The 18074-nt window shown below is 70.3% G+C and carries 16 protein-coding genes and 1 pseudogene; 5 read left to right on the forward strand and 12 right to left on the reverse strand.

What is annotated here, in order from left to right; translation table 11 throughout:
* Positions 1 to 117 precede the first annotated feature (117 nt).
* Positions 118 to 1425, reverse strand: a pseudogene (locus tag IEZ01_RS35985) (condensation domain-containing protein); the annotation flags it as partial.
* Between the two features lie 190 nt (positions 1426 to 1615).
* On the opposite strand from IEZ01_RS35985, the gene IEZ01_RS05135 reads away from it, so the two are divergent.
* Positions 1616 to 2407 (forward strand): alpha/beta fold hydrolase, encoded by a 792-nt coding sequence (locus IEZ01_RS05135; RefSeq protein WP_229832692.1) that lies wholly within the window; start codon positions 1616 to 1618, stop codon positions 2405 to 2407.
* Between the two features lie 71 nt (positions 2408 to 2478).
* Here IEZ01_RS05135 and IEZ01_RS05140 read toward each other — a convergent pair whose 3' ends face one another.
* Entirely contained in the window at positions 2479 to 3690 is a 1212-nt protein-coding gene (locus tag IEZ01_RS05140) for an MFS transporter (protein WP_189200082.1), read from the reverse strand.
* A 98-nt stretch (positions 3691 to 3788) separates the two neighbouring features.
* Here IEZ01_RS05140 and IEZ01_RS05145 point away from each other — a divergent pair, with 98 nt between their 5' ends.
* Positions 3789 to 4706 (forward strand): LysR family transcriptional regulator, encoded by a 918-nt coding sequence (locus tag IEZ01_RS05145; RefSeq protein ID WP_189200084.1) that lies wholly within the window; start codon positions 3789 to 3791, stop codon positions 4704 to 4706.
* A 308-nt stretch (positions 4707 to 5014) separates the two neighbouring features.
* Here the strand turns inward: IEZ01_RS05145 and IEZ01_RS05150 are convergent, their stop codons facing one another.
* The 5 genes from IEZ01_RS05150 to argC all read right to left on the reverse strand — a co-directional run bounded on the left by IEZ01_RS05150 (position 5015) and on the right by argC (position 9804).
* On the reverse strand, positions 5015 to 6355 hold the full coding sequence (locus IEZ01_RS05150) for a sulfate adenylyltransferase subunit 1 (RefSeq protein ID WP_189200086.1): 1341 nt from the start codon (positions 6353 to 6355) through the stop codon (positions 5015 to 5017).
* A 2-nt stretch (positions 6356 to 6357) separates the two neighbouring features.
* Positions 6358 to 7245: a sulfate adenylyltransferase subunit CysD gene (gene cysD / locus IEZ01_RS05155; protein ID WP_189200088.1), complete on the reverse strand. Its 888-nt coding sequence runs from the start codon at positions 7243 to 7245 to the stop codon at positions 6358 to 6360.
* A 71-nt stretch (positions 7246 to 7316) separates the two neighbouring features.
* A complete protein-coding gene (gene cysC, locus IEZ01_RS05160; protein ID WP_189200090.1) occupies positions 7317 to 7880 on the reverse strand; it encodes an adenylyl-sulfate kinase in 564 nt (187 codons plus the stop codon).
* Positions 7877 to 8752 carry a [LysW]-aminoadipate kinase gene (locus tag IEZ01_RS05165; RefSeq protein WP_189200092.1) on the reverse strand — a complete coding sequence of 292 codons (876 nt, stop codon included), beginning with the start codon at positions 8750 to 8752 and terminating at the stop codon, positions 7877 to 7879. Before IEZ01_RS05165 ends, cysC begins: the two co-directional genes overlap by 4 nt.
* 20 nt (positions 8753 to 8772) lie before the next feature.
* On the reverse strand, positions 8773 to 9804 hold the full coding sequence (gene argC, locus IEZ01_RS05170; RefSeq protein WP_189200222.1) for an N-acetyl-gamma-glutamyl-phosphate reductase: 1032 nt from the start codon (positions 9802 to 9804) through the stop codon (positions 8773 to 8775).
* Positions 9805 to 10230: 426 nt separating this feature from the next.
* Here argC and IEZ01_RS05175 point away from each other — a divergent pair, with 426 nt between their 5' ends.
* From IEZ01_RS05175 to IEZ01_RS05185, 3 genes are read left to right on the forward strand one after another with little or no spacing between them, the layout of a single operon-like run.
* Entirely contained in the window at positions 10231 to 11526 is a 1296-nt protein-coding gene (locus IEZ01_RS05175; RefSeq protein WP_229832694.1) for an ATP-grasp domain-containing protein, read from the forward strand.
* Entirely contained in the window at positions 11523 to 12758 is a 1236-nt protein-coding gene (rocD, locus tag IEZ01_RS05180; protein ID WP_189200094.1) for an ornithine--oxo-acid transaminase, read from the forward strand. The genes IEZ01_RS05175 and rocD overlap by 4 nt, the downstream gene beginning before the upstream one ends.
* A 25-nt stretch (positions 12759 to 12783) precedes the next feature.
* Positions 12784 to 13542 carry an SDR family NAD(P)-dependent oxidoreductase gene (locus IEZ01_RS05185; RefSeq protein ID WP_189200096.1) on the forward strand — a complete coding sequence of 253 codons (759 nt, stop codon included), beginning with the start codon at positions 12784 to 12786 and terminating at the stop codon, positions 13540 to 13542.
* Between the two features lie 102 nt (positions 13543 to 13644).
* On the opposite strand, the gene IEZ01_RS05190 is transcribed toward IEZ01_RS05185, so the two are convergent.
* The 5 genes from IEZ01_RS05190 to IEZ01_RS05210 all read right to left on the reverse strand — a co-directional run bounded on the left by IEZ01_RS05190 (position 13645) and on the right by IEZ01_RS05210 (position 18071).
* On the reverse strand, positions 13645 to 14328 hold the full coding sequence (locus tag IEZ01_RS05190) for a 4'-phosphopantetheinyl transferase family protein (protein ID WP_189200099.1): 684 nt from the start codon (positions 14326 to 14328) through the stop codon (positions 13645 to 13647).
* Positions 14329 to 14468: 140 nt separating this feature from the next.
* Complete coding sequence (locus IEZ01_RS05195; protein WP_189200101.1) at positions 14469 to 14699, reverse strand: acyl carrier protein; 231 nt, start codon at positions 14697 to 14699, stop codon at positions 14469 to 14471.
* Positions 14700 to 14711: 12 nt separating this feature from the next.
* The gene (locus IEZ01_RS05200; RefSeq protein ID WP_189200103.1) at positions 14712 to 15536 is read right to left on the reverse strand and encodes an aminoacyl--tRNA ligase-related protein; all 825 of its coding nucleotides are present in this window, start codon (positions 15534 to 15536) and stop codon (positions 14712 to 14714) included.
* A gap of 11 nt (positions 15537 to 15547) precedes the next feature.
* Positions 15548 to 16429 carry a diiron oxygenase gene (locus tag IEZ01_RS05205; protein ID WP_189200105.1) on the reverse strand — a complete coding sequence of 294 codons (882 nt, stop codon included), beginning with the start codon at positions 16427 to 16429 and terminating at the stop codon, positions 15548 to 15550.
* A 373-nt stretch (positions 16430 to 16802) separates the two neighbouring features.
* On the reverse strand, positions 16803 to 18071 hold the full coding sequence (locus tag IEZ01_RS05210; protein ID WP_373287565.1) for an MFS transporter: 1269 nt from the start codon (positions 18069 to 18071) through the stop codon (positions 16803 to 16805).
* Positions 18072 to 18074 lie beyond the last annotated feature (3 nt).

Below are 18074 nucleotides of genomic sequence, written 5' to 3' on the forward strand. Positions count from 1 at the left end.
CCCGTGGACGGTTCGCCCGTCGGCGTACGGGGCGTCCTCGCCCTGCCACGCCTGGGTGAGGTTCTTGTACTCGGCCTGGTCGAGGAGGGGCAGCGTGACGGCGGCCCGCTCGGGCCGCTCGGCGCCGGCCCGGACGAGGGAGAGGATGTGCCCGGCCACCGAGGAGAGGGGGAAGTCCTCGTCGAAGACGTCGAGGGAGCCGTCGAGGTCGACGCGGATGTCGGCGTCGTCCTCGAAGGCGTGGACCATCACGGACAGGGCGTCCTGGGCATGCACGGGCGCCTTGACGGTGGTTTCCCGCACAAGGCCGGGCAGCGCGGCGGGGCGGGGGAAGCGCAGGTAGGAGACGGTGACATCGAACAGCCGGCGGTTTCCGGCCGGGCCGGCGGGCAGCTCGCGCAGCAGGTCGCCGAGGGCGAGGCGCTCGTGCGGGCGCAGGGCGTCGGTGGTGGTGCGGACCTGGGCGGCGAGCTGGTGCAGGGTGGCGTCGGCGGCCACCGGGACCCGGACCGGCAGGCTGTTGGCGACCTGGCCGACCGCCGCCAGCTCCCGCGCTCCGCGCCGGTTGAGGAAGGGCACGCCGACCACGGCCTCGTCGCTGCGGTGGATCCGGGCGAGGTAGGCGGCGAAGGCGGCGGTGAGGAAGGCGAAGGGGGAGCTGCCGCCCTGGCGGATCCGTCGCACCAGATCGGCCTCGACGGTGAAGCTGTGCCGAGCGCGGCGGCGGACGCCGTCGGCGGGGGCCGGGGCGGCGGTGAACAGGGCGGGCTCGACCCCGGCCAGGGCCTCACGGTGGTGGGCGCGGTCCCGCTCCTGGGCGGGCGAGCCTTCGTAGGCGGCCGCGGCCTCCAGGAGCGTGGTGACCGAGCCGGCTGCGGTGTCGGTCTCGACGGCGTCGGTCCCGGCGCCGGTCCGGCGGGCGTACTCGGCCCAGACGCGGCGGCTGACCTCGTTCAGCGCGTAGGCGTCGGCGAGCAAGTGGTGGGCGTTGAGGTGCAGATGCACGACCGTGGCGCTCTCGCGGAGCACCGCCGCCGTGAACAGACGCGAACGGCGCAGGGTGAACGGCGTGTTGAAGGAGCGTTCCTGCCACTGGGCGCAGGCCGCGGCGGGGGCGTCCGCGCCGGAGTGGTCCACGTACGTGGCCCAGGGGCCGGACTCCTCGGCGGCGAACCACTGGTGGGGCACTCCGTCGTGGTCGTCGAAGCGCAGCGCGAAGGCTTCGGTGTGCCGCAGGACATGGTCCAGGGACGCGGTGAGCGCCGCCGTGTCCACCTGCCCGGTGAGACGTTCCTGCAGGACGACGTTGAACTGCGGGTCGGTGGAGGAGACGGCGGATTCGGCAGCCCAGATGTCACGCTGATAGGCAGACAGCGGGAACTGACGTGATGCAAGCATCGGTCTTCCTTCGGTCTTTAGGGCCATGGAATTTTTGCTGCCCGATGCTCGTGATCCTACGTTTCCCAGGATCTGCGCCACCACTACTCGATTGAGTAGCCACACACCACCCGTTCAAGTAGTCCGGGTGTGGAATAAGCGGAAAGCCGCAGGATATTCCGGGGAAATCCAGGGCGCCCCTGGCTAGTATCTGGCCATGACCTCACCAATCCCTTCCATGAATGCCCCTCTGCTCCGGGGAACCGGCCCCGAGCTGCTGCTCGCGCACGGTGCGGGCAGTGACGTGCAGGACAGTTACGGCCCGCTGATCGACGATCTGACGGAATACCGGACGGTCATCGGCCCGGATTATCCGGGGTCCGGAAGCACCCCTCTTCCCGGTCGGCCGCTCACTCTTGACGAGCTGGCCGACCACATTGTGGAAAGCGCCGTGCGGCATGGCGCCGACACTTTCGCCATTTCCGGGTTCTCGATGGGCTGCTCGGTCGCCGTACGGGCCGCGGTCCGCCATCCCGAGCGGGTTACCGCGCTCATTCTCTCGGCCGGATTCGCCCACCCGAATCCGCGTCTCCGGCTCGCCGTGGAAACCTGGCGCGCCCTCGGCAGGCACCTCCCGGAGAGCCGCGAACTGGCCGCCTATCTCTCCCTGATGGTGGGCGGACCGGAGTGGCTCGACGAGCGCTCCACGGACGAGATCGAGGAGCAGCTCACCCTCTTCGCGGGCGGACTGCCGCCCGGCGCCGACGCCCAGCTCGCCCTGTTCGAGCACATCGACGTACGGCCGGACCTGGCCCGGATCGCGGTGCCGACCCTGGTGGTCTCCCCGCTGCGGGACCTGCTCATCACTCCCCTTCACTCCCGGGAACTGGCGGACGGCATCCCCGGCGCCCGGCTGGCGGCCCTGGACTGCGGGCACGCCATCGCCGCCGAAGAGCCGGCCGCCTGGGCGGCGTTGATCCGGGACTTCCTGACGTCGGTGGAGGAGACCCCGGGCCGCGTACGGGGGTGACGCGGCCCGGGGAGTCGAAGCCGGGCGGCCCGGCCCAGGCCTGGCAGGCCCGGGTTGGCCGGCCCGGCGGTCTAGCCGAGCCGGCCGCTCTCCGGGGCCCGGCCCAGGGCGGCCACCAGCAGGGCGGCGAGCGCCAGGCCGCCGCCCAGCCACATCACGGCCTCGATCCCGGCGCCGTCAGCGGTGAGACCGCCGACCAGGGCGCCCAGCGCGATCGCCCCGTTGAAGACGCCGACGAAGAGCGAGGACGCCGCCTCGCGGGCCTGCGGCGCGGCGGCCAGAAGCCAGGTCTGGGTGCTCACCGACACGCCGCCGTACGAGATGCCCCACACCGCGAGCAGCACACCGGCCGTCAGCACCGAGCCGCCGAGCAGCGGCAGCAGCCCCACCGTGGCCGCCAGGACGGGGGCGAGCACCAGAAGCGTGCCGCGCGGGGAGCGGCCTGCCCCGGCGCCGGCCGCGAAGTTCCCAAGGACGCCGGCGACGCCGTAGACGAGGAGCAGGGTGCCGATCATCGTGGGGCCGGCCCCGGAGATCTCCTCCAGCGCGGGCCGTACGTACGTGTAGGCGGCGAAGTGCCCGGTGACCAGGAACGCCACCACGGCGAGCCCGGTCGCCACCCGCGGGTTGCCGAACAGCTTCAGCACGCCGCCGAGCCGGATGTCCTGCTCGGCCGGGAGCGGCGGCAGCAGGGCCGCGAGCGCGATCAGGACCACCACGGCGAGGGCGGCGATGACGACGAAGGCCGTTCGCCAGTCGGCCAGTTCGCCGATGTACGTACCGGCCGGGACGCCCAGCACCGAGGCCACCGCGATCCCGCTGAAGATGAGTGAGGTGGCCGGGCCGACGGCGGTACCGGACACGAGCCGTACGGCGAGACCGGCGGCGACCGCCCAGACCACGCCCATGCCGATGCCGACGAGAACGCGGGCGACCACCATCACCCCGAAGTTGGGCGCCCACGCCGCGAGCAGGTTGCCCAGCGCGAGCACCGCCATCAGGGAGCACAGCAGCACCCGGCGGTCCAGCCGGCCGAGCAGCGGCGTCAGCAGCGGCGCGGAGACCGCACCGACCAGACCCGTGATGGTGAGGGTGAGCCCGGCGGTCCCCTCGCTCACATGGAGCGCGTCGCCGACGGGGGTGAGCAGCCCCACCGGGAGCATCTCGGAGGTGACCACCGTGAACGTCGCCCCGGCGACGGCGACGACCGCGGGCCAGCCCCCTCGTCGTACGGACTGCCCCTCTCCGGGCGCCTTGCCTGCGATTTCCTCTGTCTGTGCCATACAACTAGCCAACCCGCAGGGCCGTTCGGGAACAACGGCCAATCCCTCATACTGCCATGAGTGGGATTACTTGATCGGGTGAAGGAGGCCGGGGTTCCGTGGGCGGTATCGAGATCCGCGAGTTGGAGGCGTTCCTCGTCCTCGCCGAGGAGCTGCACTTCGGCCGGGCGGGCGAGCGGCTGTACGTCTCCCAGAGCAGGGTGAGCCAGCTGCTGCGCGCCCTGGAGGGGCGGATCGGCGCCCCGCTGGTCGAGCGCACCAGCCGCCGGGTGCGGCTGACCCCGCTCGGGGAGTCGTTCGTCGGCAGCCTGCGGCCCGCGTACGACGGGCTGCGCGCCACCCTGGACGAAGCGCGGGCCGCCGCCCGGGCGGAGGTGGGCGGGGTGCTGCGGATCGGCTTCCAGGGCACCGTCGACGACTACCTCGCCCAGGCGATGGCCCTGTTCGAGGAGGAGTGCCCGGGGTGCGCCCTGGAGCTGACGGAGATCCCGCTGTCGGACCCGTTCGGGCCGGTGCGCCGCCAGGAGGTGGACTGCGCGGTGGTGCTCCTGCCGGTACGGGAGGAGGACCTGGTGCTCGGGCCGGTCTTCTCCCGGCAGCCGCAGACCCTCGCCGTCTCCGTCCGGCACCCGTTCGCGGCCCGGGAGTCGGTGTCGGCGGAGGAGCTGGCCGACTGCCGGCTCATCGGCGTGGGCGCGGGCGGGGCGCCCGGTCCCGCGCCCGCGTACTGGCGCCTGGCGCAGGCCCCGGACCACACCCCGGAGCTGCGGCCGATCCCGGTGGGCCCGCTGGTCAACACCCTTCAGGAGGGGCTGAGTCTGACGGCGGCGGACCGGGGCGCGATGCTGCTGTGCCGGTCCACGGCCGACTACCACGGGCGGCGCAGCTCCATCGCCTTCGTCCCGGTCGACGGACTGCCCCCCTCGGAGCTGGGGCTGATCTGGCACCGCTCCCATGTCTCCCCCACCGCCCTCGCCTTCGCGCGTGCGGTGAAGGGCGTCACGCCGGTGCGGTGACCGTGACCCTCCCGGTGGCGGCCTCACGAAAGGGCGAGCTCGGCCCGGACCACCTTTCGTGGCACGAGCCCCAGTCGTACCCCCACTTCCCTGAACCGTCTCGACCAGCAGCAGCCCGTTGCCGACGGCGACGGGGACCGCATTCCTCATCGAAGGGAAAGGGCCAGGCCGTACGGAGGTCCACCGAGCCGCGGCCGGCGAGATGACGCGGGAAGACCTTCGCGGCCTGGGGGGCCGAGGTCGTACGGTCCTCGGAGGGACGCCCGTTCGGGGCGCGCGCCCGGCCGCCGACGGCGACGTGAGGCACGTCAGTGGGCAGCCCCCGCTCCGGGACCGCCGTCGGACGTCCGGGTGTCGACCATCCCCGCCGAGAGCGTCGCTCCGTCCTGCGGGTCGATGAGCAGGAACGAGCCGGTTCGTCTGTTCTCCAGGTAGTCGTCGATCGGGAGCGGCTCGGCGGTGCGGATCTGTACGCCGCCGATGTCGTTGGCGGAGAGGCCGTCCGGGCAGGGCAGCCGACGGGCGTCGGTGACGTCCATGCCGTAGTCGATCCGGTCCACCAGCGCCGGGACCGTCCTGGTGGCGTGCTTGAGCAGCACCCGCTGTCGCGCCCGAAGCGGGCGATCGTGCAGATGGCACACATGGGCGGTGATGTGCCGCAGCATCCGGGGAGCACGACCCGCGGTCAGCATGTCGCCCCGGGAGACGTCGATCTCGTCGGCGAGCCGGACGGCCACCGACTGGGGCGCCCACACGCTGTCGGTCTCCTTGCCGAGCACGCTGAGGCCGACGACCGTACTGGACGCGCCGGACGGCCGCACGACGACGCCGTCGCCGACCTTGAGGCGGCCGGAGGCCAGTTGTCCGGCCGACCAGCGCTCCACCGCCTGCCGCCGCTCCGAGGGGTGCCGGATCACGTACTGCACCGGCAGGCGCAGCGGCGTGTCGATCGGGTCCGCTCCGACCGGCACGTTCTCCAGGTGGGACAGCAGCGTGCCACCGCCGTACCAGTCCATCCTGGTCGACGGTTCGACCACGTTGTCGCCGGTCAGCGCCGACATCGGGATGGCGGTGACGTCCGCGACGCCCAACTCGCGCGTCCGCTGGGTGAATTCGTCCGCGATCGCGGTGAAGGCGGACTCCCGGTATCCGACGGTGTCCATCTTGTTGACCGCGAGCACGACGTGCGGCACCCGCAGGAGGGCCGCGATCGCGCCGTGCCTCATGGTCTGCGCGACCACGCCCTTGCCCGCGTCGACCAGGACAACCGCCAGATCCGCGGTGGAGGCGCCTGTCACCATGTTCCGTGTGTACTGGACGTGACCAGGCGTGTCCGCAAGGATGAATCGCCGCCTGGGCGTGGCGAAATAGCGATAGGCCACGTCGATGGTGATGCCTTGTTCCCGTTCCGCCCGAAGGCCGTCGGTGAGCAGGGCCAGGTCGGGGCCGTCCTGCCCGCGCCTGCGGGACACCTCCTCGATGGCCGTCGCCTGGTCGGCGAGGACGGACTTGGTGTCGTAGAGCAGCCGTCCGACCAAGGTGGACTTGCCGTCGTCGACCGACCCGCAGGTGGCCAGCCGCAACAGGCCACCCGAGCGGGGGTCGCTGGTGCACATCTGATCTGCCGCTTCCGCGACGCCCGTCGACATGTCTAGAAGTACCCTTCTCGCTTGCGGTCCTCCATGGCTGCCTCGGACAGTCTGTCGTCGGCTCTGCTCGCCCCGCGCTCGGTCACGCGGCTCGCCGCGATCTCCGCGATCACCTCGCCCACCGTCGCGGCGGTCGAGTCGACGGCGCCGGTGCAGGACATGTCGCCGACCGTGCGGTAGCGGACGTGCCGCTCGCACATGGACTCGTCGTCCCGGGGGCCGCCCCAGTCGCCGGGCGCCAGCCACATGCCGTCGCGCCGGAACACCTTCCGCCAGTGCGCGAAGTAGATCTCCGGCAGTTCGATGCCTTCGTGCTCGATGTACTGCCAGACGTCGAGTTCGGTCCAGTTGGACAGCGGGAACACGCGGAAGTGCTCACCGAACTGATGGTGCGCGTTGTACAGCTGCCACAGCTCAGGCCGCTGTCTGCGCGGCTCCCAGGCGCCGAACTCGTCCCGCAGGCTGAACACCCGCTCCTTGGCGCGCGCCTTCTCCTCGTCGCGCCGCCCGCCGCCGAACACCGCGCCGAAGCGGCCGTCGCGGACCGCGTCCAACAACGGAAGGGTCTGGAGCGGGTTACGGGTGCCGTCAGAGCGCTCGCGGAGCCTTCCGTCGTCGATGTACGACTGCACGGACGCCACGTCGAGCCGGAGACCGTGCGTCTCGACGATCCGGTCGCGGTAGGCGATCACCTCGGGGAAGTTGTGACCGGTGTCGACGTGCAGCAGAGAGAACGGCAGCGGCGCCGGGGCGAACGCCTTGAGCGCCACGTGCAGCATGACGATCGAGTCCTTGCCGCCGGAGAACAGCAGCGCCGACCGGTCGAACTCCCCTGCCACCTCGCGGAAGACGTGTGCCGCCTCGGCCTCCAGCATGTCGAGGTGCGTCATCGGGGGCACGTGACCCACCCGCGTGCCGAGCCGTTCAGGACGGCCGGCGGCCACGGCCGGCGCGGGGGCGGTCACGACAGACCCCGCGCCGTGAGCAGGGCACACACCTGCCGGACCGACTCGCCGACAGTCTGGTGCTGTGTGTGGACCCGCAGATCGGGGTCGACCGGCTCCTCATAGGGATCGTCCGCGCCGGTGAGGCCGCTGATCTCGCCCGCCGCCTGCCTGGCGTAGAGGCTCTTGACGTCCCTTTCGGCGCAGATCTCCACCGGCGTCGCCACGTGCACCTCCAGGTAGGGGACGCCGCGCGCCGCGTGCATGTCCCGGACCGCCGCGCGGGACGGCGCGTAGGGGGCGATGACCGGCACCAGCGCCGTGATGCCGTGCTCGGCGAGCAGCCCGGCCACGTAGCCGATCCGCCGCACGTTGGTGTCCCTGTCCTCCTTCGAGAATCCCAGTTCCGCGGAGAGGGCGGCGCGTGCCTCGTCGCCGTCGAGGACCTGAACCCGGTGTCCGCCGGAGCGCAGCAGCTCGGCGAGATGCGTCGCGATGGTGGTCTTGCCCGCGCTCGGCAGCCCGGTCAGCCAGACCGTGCCGCCCTGCCACACGGCTGGTGTGCCCTTCGGTCGGCTCATGTGCGGATCTCCCTTTCGCGAGAGCTGTGGGCAGGCGCTTCCGCGTCGCCGGAAATGCGCACCGTGGTGCCGGCTCCCGCACGTGCTCGGCTGACGGGTTCGGGGATGCGTCCGTCCGCGATGCGCACGGTGCCGACTCCGCCGGCGAGCGCTTCGCGTGCGGCGATGAGTTTGAGCGCCATGCCGCCGGTGGCGGACGGGTCGGGCGGGCCGGTGAGGGCCACCTGGTGGGTGCTCCGCACGCTGTCGGGGTCGCCGGGGTCGGCGAGCACGCCGGGTGCGCCGGTGAGCAGGAGCAGCTGGTCGGCGCCGAGCGCGGCGGCCAGAGCCGCCGCGGCGCGGTCGGCGTCGACGTTGACGGGTTGGTCGTTCTCGTCGATGGCGGGCGGTGAGACCACCGGTACGTATCCGGCGCGCAGCAGGGTCTCGGGAAGCTCGGTGCGGACTTCGGCGAGCTGGCCGCTGTGGTTGTCGCGGATCAGGACGGTGTGGCCGTCGACGACGGCACGCACGGCAGACTTCCGGCGGGCGCGGAGCATTCCACCGTCCATGCCGGTGAGACCGACCGCGGGAACCCTGTGGCGCGAGAGCTCCGCCACGAGCCGGGGCTTGACCGAGCCGGCCAGGGCGAGGACGACCACGTCGAGGGTGTCCGGATCGGTGTAGCGCGTGGTCACGTTGTCCGGGGCGACGAGGGTGCGTTGTGCGACGCCGAGTCGGCCGGCGAGGCGCGCGATCTCGCCGGATCCTCCGTGGACGAGAAGGATGGAGTGTCCTTCGTGGACGAGACGGGCGATGTCGGCGCAGACGCCCGCGGCGTCCACGGCTGGGTTGCCGCCGCATTTGACGACGGTCAGCGGCTTGGTGGTCACGGTCTCTCCAGGTGCGGGGGTCACAGGGGGTGGAGGCCGGGGAAGGTCAGGCCGAGGGTCTCGGGCCGGCCCATGCGGATGTTCAGGCACTGCAGAGCGTTGCCGGCGCCGCCTTTGACGAGGTTGTCCAGGGCGGCGATCGTGGTGAGACGGCCGGTGCCCTCGTCGAGGGCGTAGCCGACGTCGCAGTAGTTGGATCCCAGGAGGATCTTCGGGTCGGGGTAGCGGAAGATGCCGCGCTGGTGCGCGACGACGCGGACGAAGGGTTCCTCGGCGTACTGCTCGCGGAACGCCCGGCGCACGGCCTGCTTGTCCACGCCGGGACGCAGGGTGGCATGGCAGATGGTCTGGACCCCGCGGACCGCTTCGACGCCGGTGGCGGTCATCGCGGCCGGCAGGCCCAGATGCCGGGCGATCTCGGCTTCGTGCCGGTGCCCGGTGGGCGCGAACACGCGCATGGCTCCGCTGCGTTCGGCGTGCAGGTTGGCCGGGCCCGCGGTGGAGCCGGAGCCGCTGGAACCGGTCCGGGCATCGAACTGAGCCCCTTGCTCACGGTCGATCAGATCGCGGGCGGCCAGGGGGTGCAGGGCGAGCACGCCAGCCGCGGCCATGCAGCCGGGAATACTGATCAGGTTCGCACCGCGCAGGCTCTCGCGGTGCAGCTCGGGCAGGCCGGGCACGAATGCGTCCAGCAGCTGCGGGACCTGGTGCTCCTCGTTGTAGTAGCGCCGGAAGACGTCGATGTCGTCGAGCCGGAAGTCCCCGGTCAGGTCGATCACGACCTCGGACCGCTGGATCCACTGGTCGATCTGCGTCATCGCGGCCCGGTGCGGCAGGGCCAGGAACACCGCGTCGCACGCACCGACCTCGTCGGCGGAGCAGAACAGCAGATCGGTGGCGGACCGCAGATTCGGATGCACCCCGTCGACCCGCTTGCCGGGGAATCGCGAGGAGACCGCGCCCACCACCTCGATCTCGGGATGACCGATCAGCAGCCGCAGCAGTTCCCCGCCGATATAGCCGGCCGCACCGACCACCGCCACCCGGATCACGGCCACACGCCTTCCACCGACACTATCCGACCGACCACCACGGCTTCCTCCCGTTCGCACCGACTGCCGTACGAAGGGGAAATTACAAACTCCCCGCGTTGTCCGCGTCCGCGACAAGCGCACTCCGAAGGACGCACCGGAGTGGCTTTTCCCACCGCGCGACTGCGCACTCCGCTTACCGTCTCAGTCCCTCACGGGAACTGCCGCCATCTGGCGTCGAGTCCGCCGTAAGCGAGATGTTCAGTCGTCGGAGAAAAGGGTGTACGCCATGTGTCCGCGCGATTGATCCTGTCGCGGACGCCCGGGGTGCCCGCGTGCTCGTACGGTTCCTTCTCGGTGCGGTGGAGCGATGGCGTCATCCGGTCGACCGGTGATCCTCCACGGCGAACCGAACACGACAACAGCCCCGTTCTGAGGTGACTGACGATGTCAACCAGTTCCCCCACACACCCGAAACGAGTGGCGTTGGTCGACGCCTACTCGATGGGAAATCAGCTCGTCCCCGCGCTGAACCGGCACGGTGTGGAGTGTGTCCACGTCCGATCCCCCCACCCCGACGTTCACACGGTCAAGCTGAAGTTCCCCGACGGTTTCATCGGTGATGTCCGGCATGACGGTGACGTCGCGGCCACCGCGTCCGCGCTGCGCGAGTGGGGGGTGAGCTGTGTGCTCGCCGGCGGAGAGTCAGGCGTCGAACTGACCGACCAGCTCTCCGCCGCACTCGGCACTCCCGGCAACGGAATGACCCGGCCGACGTCCCGCCGCAACAAATACGAGATGGTCCTGGCCTTGCGCGATGCCGGGATGGTCCACGCGGCCACCATCGTCTCGTCCGATGCCGACGAGATCATCGAGTGGGCCGAGGCGACTACGGGCTATCCGATCATCCTGAAGCCGGTCGCCAGTTCCGGCAGGGACAACGTCGTGGCATGTGCGTCCCCTGAAGAGGTCCGCACCAACCACAAGCGGATCACGAGCACCACCGACCGCGTGGGGAAGCCCAACACGGTTGTGCTCGCCCAGGAGTTCCTGGACGGCGACGAGTATTTCGTCAACACGGTCAGTCGTGACGGCATGCACCACACCGTCGAGATCTGGCGGTACTTCAAGCGTCGGATCGCCGGCGGCCACACCATCCACGACTACACCGAGCCGTTGGCACCCGACGATCCGAACGCCCGGAAGCTGGAGGCCTACGCTCACCAGGTGCTCGACGCGCTGGAGATCCGCAACGGCGCCAGCCATGCCGAGATCATGCTGACCGCCAAGGGCCCGGTGCTGGTCGAGTGCGCCGGCCGCGCCGGCGGCGGTGTGGTGCCGGAGATCCTCTCCCGCAGTCTGGGCGCCAATCAGATCGACCTGCTCGCCCTTTCGGTGGCCGAACCGGACGAGTTCAACCGCCTGCCCACCAGCGTGTACCGGCTGCTGCGGCACATTCGCTTCGTGAACCTCGTCAACTTGGGGGATCACGGCGTGGCCCCGTCCCAGGAGGCGATGGCAGGCATCCGAGCGCTGCCGTCCTGCGCTCATATCGTGCTGATGCACCAGGAAGGGAGCCCGCTGACCCGGACGGTCGATTTCGCCACGCAGCCGGGATACGTGTTTCTCATCTCCGACGACCTGGCAGAGCTCCGCGCCGATTACGAGAAGCTGCGGGAGATCGAACAGGACCTCTACGCCGGCGGTCCCGACCGGGAGCCCGCAGAAGGAGTACGGGCATGACCGCGGACGTCCTCTCCGTCCAGGACCACATGGCCCTCGCCGAGCGCTGGGGCGCGCACGACTCCGTACCGTTCCCCGTGGTGCTCGCGCGGGGGGAAGGCGCCTGGGTCGAAGATCTGGACGGCCGGCGCCATCTCGACTTCCACGGCGGGTACTCGGCGATCAACTTCGGCCACCGGCACCCCGACCTCGTCGCCGCGGCGAAGGCACAGCTCGACCGGGGGATGACGCTGAGCACCCGGGCGTTCCACCACGATCAGTACGGACCGTTCTGCCGTGAGCTGGCCGAGCTGACGGGCACCGAGACGGTGCTGCCCTCCAACTCCGGCGGCGAGGCCGTCGACACGGCTCTGAAGATCGCCAGGAAGTGGGCCTATCAGGTCAAAGGCGTGCCGGACGGAGCCGCCGAGATCGTCGTCGCGGGCTCGAACTTCCACGGCCGCACCATGACCATCGTCTCGTTCTCCACTCAGCCGAACCACCAGGCCGGTTTCGGCCCGTTCACGCCCGGCTTCAAGGTGGTGCCGTTCGGCGACATCGACGCGCTGCGCTCGGCGGTCACCGAGAACACGGCGGCGGTGCTGCTGGAACCGATCCAGGGCGAAGCCGGCGTGATCGTCCCGCCGAAGGGATACCTCGCCGAGGTCCGTGACCTGTGCGACGACAGCGACACGCTGTTCATCGCCGACGAGGTCCAGTGCGGACTGGCCCGGGCCGGCACGACACTGGCGCTGGACCACGAGGGAGTCCGTGCGGACCTGTACACCCTGGGCAAGAGCCTCAGCGGCGGACTCCTGCCGGTGTCCGCGGTGATCGGTCGCGCCGACGTCCTCGGTGTGATCACGCCCGGCGACCACGGCTCGACCTTCGGCGGCAACCCGATGGCGTGTGCGGTCGGCCGCGCGGCGGTGCGGCTTCTGGCCACCGGGGAGTTCCAGGAACGCTCCCGCGAACTCGGCGCGTACCTGCATTCCCGCCTCGGCGAACTGGACGGCGTGTCCGAGGTGCGTGGGCGCGGCCTGTGGGCCGGTGTGCAGATCGCCGAGGAGCGGCTGGCCGGGCGTCGGCTGACCGAGGAGCTGGCCGCGCGCGGGCTGCTGTGCAAAGAGGCCAAGGGACACCTGCGGATCGCTCCCCCGCTGGTCGTCACTCGCGAGGAGATCGACCTCGGCGTCGGCATCATCGCCGACGTGCTGGCCGGAACCGGGCCCCGGGACCGGAGCATGTCCTGACCGTCGAGTGGACTGGAGAGAATGCATGAGTGACTTCGCAGGTCTGGTCGCGATCGTCACCGGCGGTGCGTCGGGAATCGGTCTGGCCACGGCGAAGCTGCTGAGCAGCAGAGGAGCGCAGGTCGCCGCCCTCGACCGGAAGCCGGAGGGACTCCCGGACGGCATCATGAGTGTCCAGGCCGACGTCACCGACGACGTCCAGGTCGAAGCCGCCGTCGACGCCGTCGTCGAGCGGTTCGGCAGGCTGGACGTCGTGGTGAACAACGCGGGGATCGGCGCCGTCGGGGACGTCACCGCGAACGGCGACGACGAATGGAAGCGTGTGCTGGACGTCAACGTGGTCGGGATGGTCCGCGTCGCCCGGCACGCGATACCGCACCTGCGGCGCTCACCCGCCGCGGCGATCGTCAACACCTCCTCGATCGTGGCGTGGGCCGGGGTGGAGCAGCGGGTGCTGTACTCGGCCAGCAAGGGCGCGGTGTACGCGCTGACGCTGGCGATGGCGGCGGACCATGTCCGCGAGGCCATCCGGGTCAACTGCGTCGCCCCCGGTTCCGCGGACACCCCGTGGATCGGCAGGTCGCTCGAACAGGCGGCGGATCCGGTTGCCGCCCGGGCCGCGCTCGACGCGTTCCAGCCCACGGGTCGTCTGGTGACGGCCGACGAGGTGGCGGGCGCGATCGCCTACCTGGCCAGTCCGTTGTCGAGCGCCTCGGTGGGCACAGTGCTCGCCGTGGACAACGGCATGCACGCCCTGCGACTGCGGCCCCCGGGCAAGGCGTAGCTCAGCGGGCCGGACGGAGTACGCCACCGCGGGCCGCAGGGGATTCCCCTGCGGCCCGCGGTGCTTGCGTGGAACACCCGGCAGCAGCCTGCCGCCGGGACGTCAGGCCGACCAGACCCGCGCGGCGTCGCTGACACGTTTCGCGCCGCTGCGGACGGACGGCGACGGTTCGGACCCGCGTACCGCGAGCGACCCCACGTACGGGGCGGGCAGCGGGAGGTCACAGAGAGCGTAGTCCTCCGGGCGGCCGAGTTCCTCGGGAAGCGCGCGCAGCGTCGCGCCGAGCACCTCGATGCGCCCCGGGTGGATCGCGAGTCCCTTGCCGACGGCCTTGAGCACGGCTTCCTTGCGTGTCCACAGCCGTGCGAAGTCGGCGTAGCTCAGGCAGGTCTCGCGTTCCCGCTCCGTCAGTGCCGGAGCCAGCGGCTGCGCGCCGGCCGTGGTGTCCTCGACGTCGACGCCGACGGCCCGGTCCGAGACGGCGACCACGGCGAGCCCGCCGGCGTGCGAGAGCGAGAAGTCGAGAGCTGGGCCAGCCGTCTCCACGACCGGTTTCCCATGTGTCCGGTCACCGCAGTGGGTGCAGGTCCGGTCGAAACTCAGGGCCGCCGGATCTCGGCCAAGCCTCTCTCCGAGGACGAGCCGCGCCAGCACCCACGCGGCCAGAAAGAGATGCCGGTCCGTCTCGTGCACGATCTGTCGGCGGCGGGCGCGGTCACGCCCGTTCAGGAGTACGGCGAGCGACTCGGGCACCTGGTCGACACCGACGTACCAGACATCAGCCACCGATGCTCCGCTCCTCCCTGCGGTCCCGATCGTCAGCCACGGTCCCTCCCTGGCCGTTCGCCGTCCGCGGACGGCGCCGGCGTGCCGAAGGACGCCGGGTCGTCGCCGCCCCGGCGCCGGCACGGCTCCCTGTCGGGTGGTCAGGCCACCTTCGTCAGGAACTTCTCGTTGATCTGGTCGAGGGTGCGGAAATCGCCGACGCTCAACGAGCCGACGTCGATCCGCTCCCCGGAAAGCTCCTCCAGGAGAGCGATGAACTCCAGGAACGAGACCGACGCGATGAGCCGGGACTCGATGAGATCGGTGTCCCATGCGATCTCGCCCTCGAGATCCGGGTGCTTGCCCCGGATCCATGCGATGACTTCCTCCATACCCATTCCCTCCTAAGCCACAAGTTCGTGAATCGCGCCCAGCGCACGCTGGGGATCGCCGTGCGCCTGCAACAGCGCATGGACCCAGCGCTCCACGCCGAACGCGAGGCAGCCGCTGTAGGCGGACTCGTCCCCGAAGCGGATGCCCAGACGCTCGCCGAAGAAATTGCGGTGCCGGTTGACCGAGGCGATGGCGGTCCCGTCGTCGGAGACGAACTCGAACTTCACCGGATCCAGTTCGTTGAAGAGCGACCGCGCGCCGTCGCCGGCGTAGAACGGATCCGTCGCGGGCTCCTGACGCACCTTGATTCCGAGCCGGCCGGCCAGGCCCAGCACGAGCTCGGTCGACCGGGCCAGGTGGTCCACCACGCCGTCCCGGCTGCCGACGTAGAGCACTTCCCGCATATGGAAGGCGCGGAGCCGGCGCAGGCCGTCGTAGTGCTCCTCGTTCCTGAAGCAGCGGCCGATCGACGTGATGACCTCCGGTGTGTCGAGGCCGCGGTCCCGCAGCGTCAGGAGCAGGCCGTAGCACGTAGCCGTGGGCAGGCAGCAACCGGTCGAGACGAGCGTGTGCTCGGGGGCCGGGAGCGCGGCCTCTCCACGTGCCAGCTCCCCACGGGCCTCGTCCGAGAGCGTGGCCACGGGCAGTCCGAGGTGGGGGAAGTTGCGGAAGAAGTCGAGGCGTGCCAGGTCCTCCACGGGGAGCAGCGCCGGACCGGCCACCGCTCGGCCTCCCAGAGCGATGGCGATCTCCTGGAAGCGGGCCTCAAGGGCATCGAACAGGGCGGCCTCCTCGGATTCAAGAACCGCGATTCCAGGGGCGACAAATGTCGGCATGAGATCTCCCGTCAGTGGAACAGGCCGATGCGTCGATAGAAGTTGTTGGTTCGTTCGGTGATGCGAGCGGTGATCGGCGCCCTTGCCGGATCAGCCATGACGGAGGCACGGAACCGCGCGGGATCGGCGATTCCGGCGTCCTGGTAGGCATCGCGGCTGTACAGCATCTGGATGATCAGATCGATGTAGCCGCGCAGATAGCGACCGACCTCTTCGATCTCCTCGGTCGAGTGCGTCCTGCGGACCTCTTCGAACAGCGCCTTCACGAGCTTCCCACCGAAGGCGATGTGCCGGGACTCGTCGCGATGGTGAATGCGGTTGACTTCGCGCACGGTGTCCGGAAGCTGCTCGTCGGCCGCCATCTTGGCGTTGAAGTAGTCGCCGATCTGCTCGAAGATGAGGATCTGGCTGAAGACGATGAAGTTGTTCATCTCCGGCGAGCGCTCATCCGTCGGGAACACCATCCGACGGTCCGGGTAGATACGGCCGCAATAGCGCAGGCAGAACTCGGCGAAGAACCACATGTGCTCGTTCTCCTCACCGATGAAGTGGTGGAAGTACGGTGTGGGAATCTCGTAGCCGGGCGTGTGGATGCGGCGCATCACCTCGATGAGCAGCTCCCTGATGCCGTGGGCGATCAGGCTGTAGAGGTTGACGCTCTCCCATCGTGAGAGTTCGACGAGCTGTTCCGGGCTCAGTTCGCCCTCCGCGGCAGTTCCGTAGACGGAGAGCAGCTCGCGGCTCATCCACAGCCCTTCTCCTTCCGGCTCGATGGATTCGGGCCACTGGAAGGTGCGGTACGGGTTGTAGTAGTCGTCGACGGAGACGTCTATGAGTCTGCGTACGGCCCGGGCGAATTCATCCGTCCACTCGATCGTCGGCACTGCTGACACGGGACCTCCGTAATAGGACCATTGGTTGACCGGCCGACTCGACCGGTCTGCCGGACCGAGAAAGAAAATACGTCCGCGCCGGCTCCGCCCGCGTCCGCGACAAGTTCATTCGCGGAGGCATGTTGCGTTGACCCCATTTCTCCTACGGCTAGGCATGACGCTTACCCCCGCGCGGGCGGGGAGCCGAGCGGCGCGGGCGGAAGGCGATGGGCGGACGGATACGCGGCCACGCGCGACGAAGCTCCGTTGCGGAGGAGACTTCCCGTCCTCTTCGCGCAACGGAGCTTCGATGTGCCGTCAGAATGCCCTCCGTCCGGCTGTCGACCTCAGCGAGCCGGTACGGAGGAGTGTCTCGTTCCCGTTCTCGGCCGACTCAGCGCGACTCCAACGCCGAGTGGGTGATGTTCCTGAGGAAAGGCACCACGGTGGCCGTCGTGGCCACGGCGAACACCCCGAAGGCGAGACGTGAGTCGGCGAGTTCGGCCAGGAGACCCACCAGACCGGCGCCCAGTGGCAGGGCGCCGAAGGCGAAGAAGCGGAACGTGGCGTTGAACCGGCCGAGCATTTCGTCTGGGACCAGCCGCTGGGCGATGGTACGGGAGTTGACCGTCCAGAGCGTGCCGCCCATGCCGCCGAGGAAGGCTCCGACGGCTATCGACCAGACGCTGGTGGTCAGAGCAGGCAGAGCGACCATCGTGATGGTCGCGATGAGGTCGGCGAACATGGCTCCGCGTGCGCCAAGCAGCCGGTTGACCCGGGTCACCACCAACGCGCCGGTCAATCCGCCGATGCCGAGGGCGCTGAGCGCGATGCCGTACTCCTGCGGGCCCAGCCCCAGGGTCTCCTTGGCGTACAGCGGAAGCAGTGCCAGCCAGGCGCCCCACGTGGCGTTCAGCACGGACACGACGAGCATCAGGGTGCGCAGCACCCGGTTCTGCCAGATGAAGCGCAGGCCTTCGGCGATCCGGCTGCCGACCGAGGCGGGAGCCGCGCCCGGGACGGGCCGGGCTGCCTGGAACCGGCCCACCAGCAGAACGAGAACGAGCGCCGCCACGGCGTACGAGGCACTGGTCGCCCCCAGCGCGAGCCCGGCCCCCGCGGCCAGCAGCAGTCCGCCGATGAACGGCCCGGCGAACTCGAACCCTACGGTCTCGGCCCCGAGCATCCAGGCGTTGGCCCGTTCCCGGGCCGTCGCCGGCACCGCCGCGGGCACCAGGGCGGCGGCGGACGTCGAGGCGAGTACGTCGGCGACGCCGAGTATCGCGCCGGCGGCGAAGAGGTGGGTCAGGGTGACGCCGCCGCCCAGTGCGGAGGCGGTGAGCCAACCCATCGCCGCCAGCCGCATGCCGTTCGCCCCCCACAACAGCAGCCGACGGTCGAAGCGGTCGACGAGCACGCCGATGTGCAGCGCGATCAGCAGCCAGGGCAGCGTGAGCGTCAGCGAGACCGCGGTGACCTGGGAGGGGGAGTCGGTGAGCTGGGCGGCGAGGAACGGCAGGGTCGTCTTCATGACGCCGTCGGCGAGACTGGTCACGGCAGTGAAACCGACCAGGACCGCGGTGTTGCGGCGACCGGTGGCTGCCTGGGGGGCCTTGCGGAGCGCGTCCGCCTCCGTCTGCTGCAGCGCTTTCGAGGTGCTCACCTT

The organism is Streptomyces purpureus (assembly GCF_014648195.1).
GTDB lineage: Bacteria > Actinomycetota > Actinomycetes > Streptomycetales > Streptomycetaceae > Streptomyces > Streptomyces purpureus.

What these genes read in the sequence shown, in the direction of transcription:
- IEZ01_RS05135 (WP_229832692.1), top strand. Translation starts at nt 1,616, where the DNA reads ATGAATGCCCCTCTGCTCCGGGGAACCGGCCCCGAGCTGCTGCTCGCG.
- IEZ01_RS05195 (WP_189200101.1), bottom strand. Translation starts at nt 14,699, where the DNA reads ATGGAGGAAGTCATCGCATGGATCCGGGGCAAGCACCCGGATCTCGAG.
- cysD (WP_189200088.1), bottom strand. Translation starts at nt 7,245, where the DNA reads ATGACGCACCTCGACATGCTGGAGGCCGAGGCGGCACACGTCTTCCGC.
- IEZ01_RS05200 (WP_189200103.1), bottom strand. Translation starts at nt 15,536, where the DNA reads ATGCCGACATTTGTCGCCCCTGGAATCGCGGTTCTTGAATCCGAGGAG.
- IEZ01_RS05185 (WP_189200096.1), top strand. Translation starts at nt 12,784, where the DNA reads ATGAGTGACTTCGCAGGTCTGGTCGCGATCGTCACCGGCGGTGCGTCG.
- rocD (WP_189200094.1), top strand. Translation starts at nt 11,523, where the DNA reads ATGACCGCGGACGTCCTCTCCGTCCAGGACCACATGGCCCTCGCCGAG.
- IEZ01_RS05175 (WP_229832694.1), top strand. Translation starts at nt 10,231, where the DNA reads ATGTCAACCAGTTCCCCCACACACCCGAAACGAGTGGCGTTGGTCGAC.
- cysC (WP_189200090.1), bottom strand. Translation starts at nt 7,880, where the DNA reads ATGAGCCGACCGAAGGGCACACCAGCCGTGTGGCAGGGCGGCACGGTC.
- IEZ01_RS05140 (WP_189200082.1), bottom strand. Translation starts at nt 3,690, where the DNA reads ATGGCACAGACAGAGGAAATCGCAGGCAAGGCGCCCGGAGAGGGGCAG.
- IEZ01_RS05150 (WP_189200086.1), bottom strand. Translation starts at nt 6,355, where the DNA reads ATGTCGACGGGCGTCGCGGAAGCGGCAGATCAGATGTGCACCAGCGAC.